This window comes from Dethiosulfatibacter sp., from assembly GCF_983023055.1.
Map to the genome: position 1 here is coordinate 1 of NZ_CEZJXU010000233.1, position 4,034 is coordinate 4,034.

At 33.2% G+C, this 4,034-nt stretch carries 3 protein-coding genes; 1 reads left to right on the plus strand and 2 read right to left on the minus strand.

Annotation, left to right across the window (positions count from 1 at the left end; translation table 11 throughout):
- Positions 1–495 precede the first annotated feature (495 nt).
- A complete protein-coding gene (locus tag AC3AX0_RS08695) occupies positions 496–1,995 on the plus strand; it encodes a sigma-54 interaction domain-containing protein (RefSeq protein WP_487549906.1) in 1,500 nt (499 codons plus the stop codon).
- A gap of 71 nt (positions 1,996–2,066) precedes the next feature.
- On the opposite strand, the gene AC3AX0_RS08700 is transcribed toward AC3AX0_RS08695, so the two are convergent.
- On the minus strand, positions 2,067–3,614 hold the full coding sequence (locus AC3AX0_RS08700; RefSeq protein ID WP_487549907.1) for an HAL/PAL/TAL family ammonia-lyase: 1,548 nt from the start codon (positions 3,612–3,614) through the stop codon (positions 2,067–2,069).
- Positions 3,615–3,682: 68 nt separating this feature from the next.
- The coding region (locus AC3AX0_RS08705) for a BCCT family transporter (RefSeq protein WP_487549908.1) at positions 3,683–4,034 on the minus strand (352 nt) is incomplete at its 5' end.

Sequence of the window (4,034 nt, forward strand, 5' to 3'; positions counted from 1 at the left end):
GGTGGCAACCAGCTGAATTTGTAACATTTGGACCTGATGGAGTGGCTCCTCGTTAGAAATAATTGACAATTAGAACATTATATTGATGCTGAAACAGGTGGAAAAGCTCATTGTTCAGGAGTTTTCCACCTGTTTTTTTTAGCAGGAATAATTATTTATAGTTTGTTGATTTTTAGTATTCGACATCATTAGAATTTAATTGAATTGACACATTTTGTATTTAATGATAACATTTTTAGTAAATTGAAGTGAATCAAGATATATTGCTTGTGTAATTTATTTGGAGGGATTAATATTAATTTTTTAGATAATGTAAAAAAATCTAAACCCGTTATAATAACTGTGAATGGTGATGGTGTTATTGAAAATATAAACAAAAATGTCAAAAATATTTTTGGCAATACAAATATTGTTAATTGTAAATTTAAAGATGTCTTTTTATTAGAATTGGAAGAATTGCATAATAAAAGAAAAGTTTTTTTTAGCAACAATAAAATGTATTTTATTAATGCATCAAGTATAAAAACAGCAGGGATGGAAACTACTATAGTAATACTTGAAGATGTGACAAGGTTAAATGAAGATGAAAACTATATTTATTGTTATGATGAAATATTCTCAAAGATTGATGACGGACTATTGATGAGCGATGAAGAAGGAAAGATAAGTCTGTATAATAAAGCTCAAGAAGAACTTGAAGGTTTGAAACAGGAAGATTGCATAGGAAAACATCTTTGGGAAGTATATAATTATGCATCTCCTGAAACATCTGAACATAGAAGTGTATTCAAATCACAGATTCCAATAAATGAATATAAATCGCATGCAAAAGATGGAAATATTGAAAAATACGTGGCCTATGCCACTTATCCAATAATAAAGGATGAAAAATCAATAGCAGTATTTTCTGTGAGTAAAAATGAGTCCAGCCTTCTAGAGCTGCTGTCAGAGACCATTGAATTAAAAAGAAAAATAAAAGGTGAAAACAGCGAGAATTATTATGACAATGGAACTTTTTATACCTTCAATGATATAAAAGGTAATAGCGACTCCATTAAGAAAACAATCAAAGATGCAGAGCAGTTGTCACTAATGGCAGGTAATTTGTTGATTATAGGAGAAACAGGTGTTGGAAAGGAAATGTTTGCTCAGAGCATCCATAATATAAGTAAGAATAAAAAAGAAAAGTTTTTTGCAGTCAACTGTGCAGCGTTACCTGAAAACCTGCTGGAAAGCACTCTTTTTGGAACTGCCAAAGGGTCTTTTACAGGGTCTGTAGAAAAGGATGGATATTTTGATGCAGCGGGAAGAGGCACATTGTTTCTTGATGAATTAAATTCAATGCCCATTTATATGCAGACAAAATTATTGAGAGTTCTTCAAGAAAAAAGATTTAGAAAAGTTGGAGGATTGGAAAATAAACCCATTAAATGCAGAATTATATGTGCAATAAACGAAGAACCGGATAAGTTGATAAATGAAGGTAGACTTAGAGAGGATCTTTATTATAGGATTTCAAGATTATGTTTATTGATTCCGCCTCTCAGGGAGAGACAGGAGGATATTCAATACCTAACGAATTATTTTATAAACAAATATAATGAAATACTCAATAAAAATATTGTTGAAATAGGCAATGATTTGAAGGGAATGTTGTTTGATTACATATGGCCCGGGAATGTTAGAGAACTGGATCATGTAATTGAAAATTTAGTTATGAGTTCTGAAACTAATGAAACGAAGTTAATATCGGAGCATCTTCCTGGTTTCCTAAAGAATAAATTATTAAAAGAAAAAAACAAGAGAAAGGCAAGGTCAAATTCATTGCCGGAAACATTGAATGAGCTTGAAAGAAGATTGATAGTTGAAGCATTAAATAGATTTAACTGGAATATAACAAAGGCTTCGGAATATTTGGGTATAATACGACAGAGCACGATTTATAGAATTAAAAAATTGAATATAACCAAAGAAGATGATTTTTGGAGTAATTAAAAAAATATCCAGTGCATTGTGCGCTGGATATTTTTTGATTTAATTCTCTGTTTAAGTTGGTTTTTACAAAATTAGAATTCAAGTTTGCCAGTAATATTTTCAACTATTTCAACTAGCTTTCCTGAGTTTATCAGTTCTTTTATTTCTTCGATGTATGGATTCAAGAAAGCATCCTCTTCAAGGACGGGAATAGTTTCACCTAGTGTCTTTAGAATGGCCCTGGAAGCAGAACCAGGTTCCAAGCCTTCATCCATGAATTGGTGTGCCTGATATACGGATAATAATTCAATGGCTAATATGTAATCCAGCATTTCAGAAACTTTCAAAGCTTTTTTAGATGAGTTATATCCCATAGCTACATAGTCTTCTTGTCCGCCGCATGTTGGAACATTATCAATGCAAGCAGGTTGGCACATCATTTTCATATCATTCAGTAATCCTGCCTGTGTATACTGCGTCATCATTAGACCGCAGTTAAGTCCAGGATTTTTTACTAGGAACCATGGGTATCCAGAAAGGTCGCTATTCAATAGTCTATAGTTTCTTCTTTCGGACATTTTGGCAATCATAGTTGCTCCAATGCTGGCTGAATCCATTTCAATACCGACATAGGATGAATCACAATTACATCCTGAAATTGCTTCCCCATCATCACCTTCAGGCCAAATTATTGGATTGTCACAACATGAATTCATTTCTATCTCTACTGTTTTCAGTGCATCGTTAAGGGTTTTTATGACAGAACCATGCAGTTGTGGAATACATCTTAAGGAAAGTGCATCCTGTATTCTGTAATCATAATACTTCTTGCAAATTTGAGAATCTCCAAGTATATTTCTTATGTTATTGGCAACTTTCCTTTGTTCTTCATGGGGACGAATACCCATTATTCTTTTATCAAAAGCTCGGATTGATCCTTTAAGAACTTCAAGAGTCATAGAACTTATTATAACAGCAGCTTTTGCTGAATTGATCATATCATAAAGAGCCAGGGCGCCTAATGCAGTGGGAGAAGTTGTTGAAGATGTTAACACTAAACCTTCTTTTGTTGAAAGATTAATTGGCTCCAAACCTGCCAGATTCAATGCTTGTTTAGCATCCATTAATTTATTTTTATAATAAGCTTTTCCTTCTCCTAGTAAATTGAGAGCTGCGTGGGCTTCGACAGTTAAATATCCAACTGATCCTTCTTTTGGTACATATGGTGTAAGATCTTTGTTCAAAAACTGGCGGTACATTTCCATTGTACTTAATCGTGCTCCCGTATGTCCAGTTCCTACATTAAGCAGAACCATAAGCATGATTCCTCTAACCTGTTCAATCTCCAGGGGATCACCAACTGAAGTTGCACAACTTAAAACTACTCTTCGTGATAATTCTGCAGCATCTTCCTTTGATATCGCTTCAGTACAAAGAACTCCAAAACCGGTAGTAGTTCCATATATTGTACGTTCTTCCTCAGTCCATTTTGCAACTAGATTACTGGCTCTGTTTACTCTTTTGCAATAATTATCAGAAAACTCTACTTTCTTATTATATCTGCAAACATCTACAAAGTCTTCTATGTTCATATTTCTATCTATTACCAGCTTTTCTATTTTGTCTTTTTCTACTATCATGTTGCCTCCTTAAAGATTATTAAGTGAAGACTTCACATATAGATATTACATATGTGAAGTCTTCATTGTTAAGCTATATCTTCAGATTTATTACCAGTATCCAGTTCGGATTTATCATAATCTGCCTTATAAATCAATTTGTAGAATATTCCAAACATCATCAATAATTCAATTATTAATATTGGGAAACCGGATAACGCCATGACAACCTTCGTGCCGTCTATACCTCCATTTAATATGAAAATATATGCAGTCAATCCCATGTATATTCCCCAGAAAAGTTTAATTGACAAAGGTGCTTCCTTGACGCCAACACTATCTTTTAAGGACATAAGGGAAACAGTAGAGGTCATTGAGTCAGCTAAAGTTATAAAGGACAATCCTATTGTCAATATTAGTATAGGACGCAATATTGTAGCC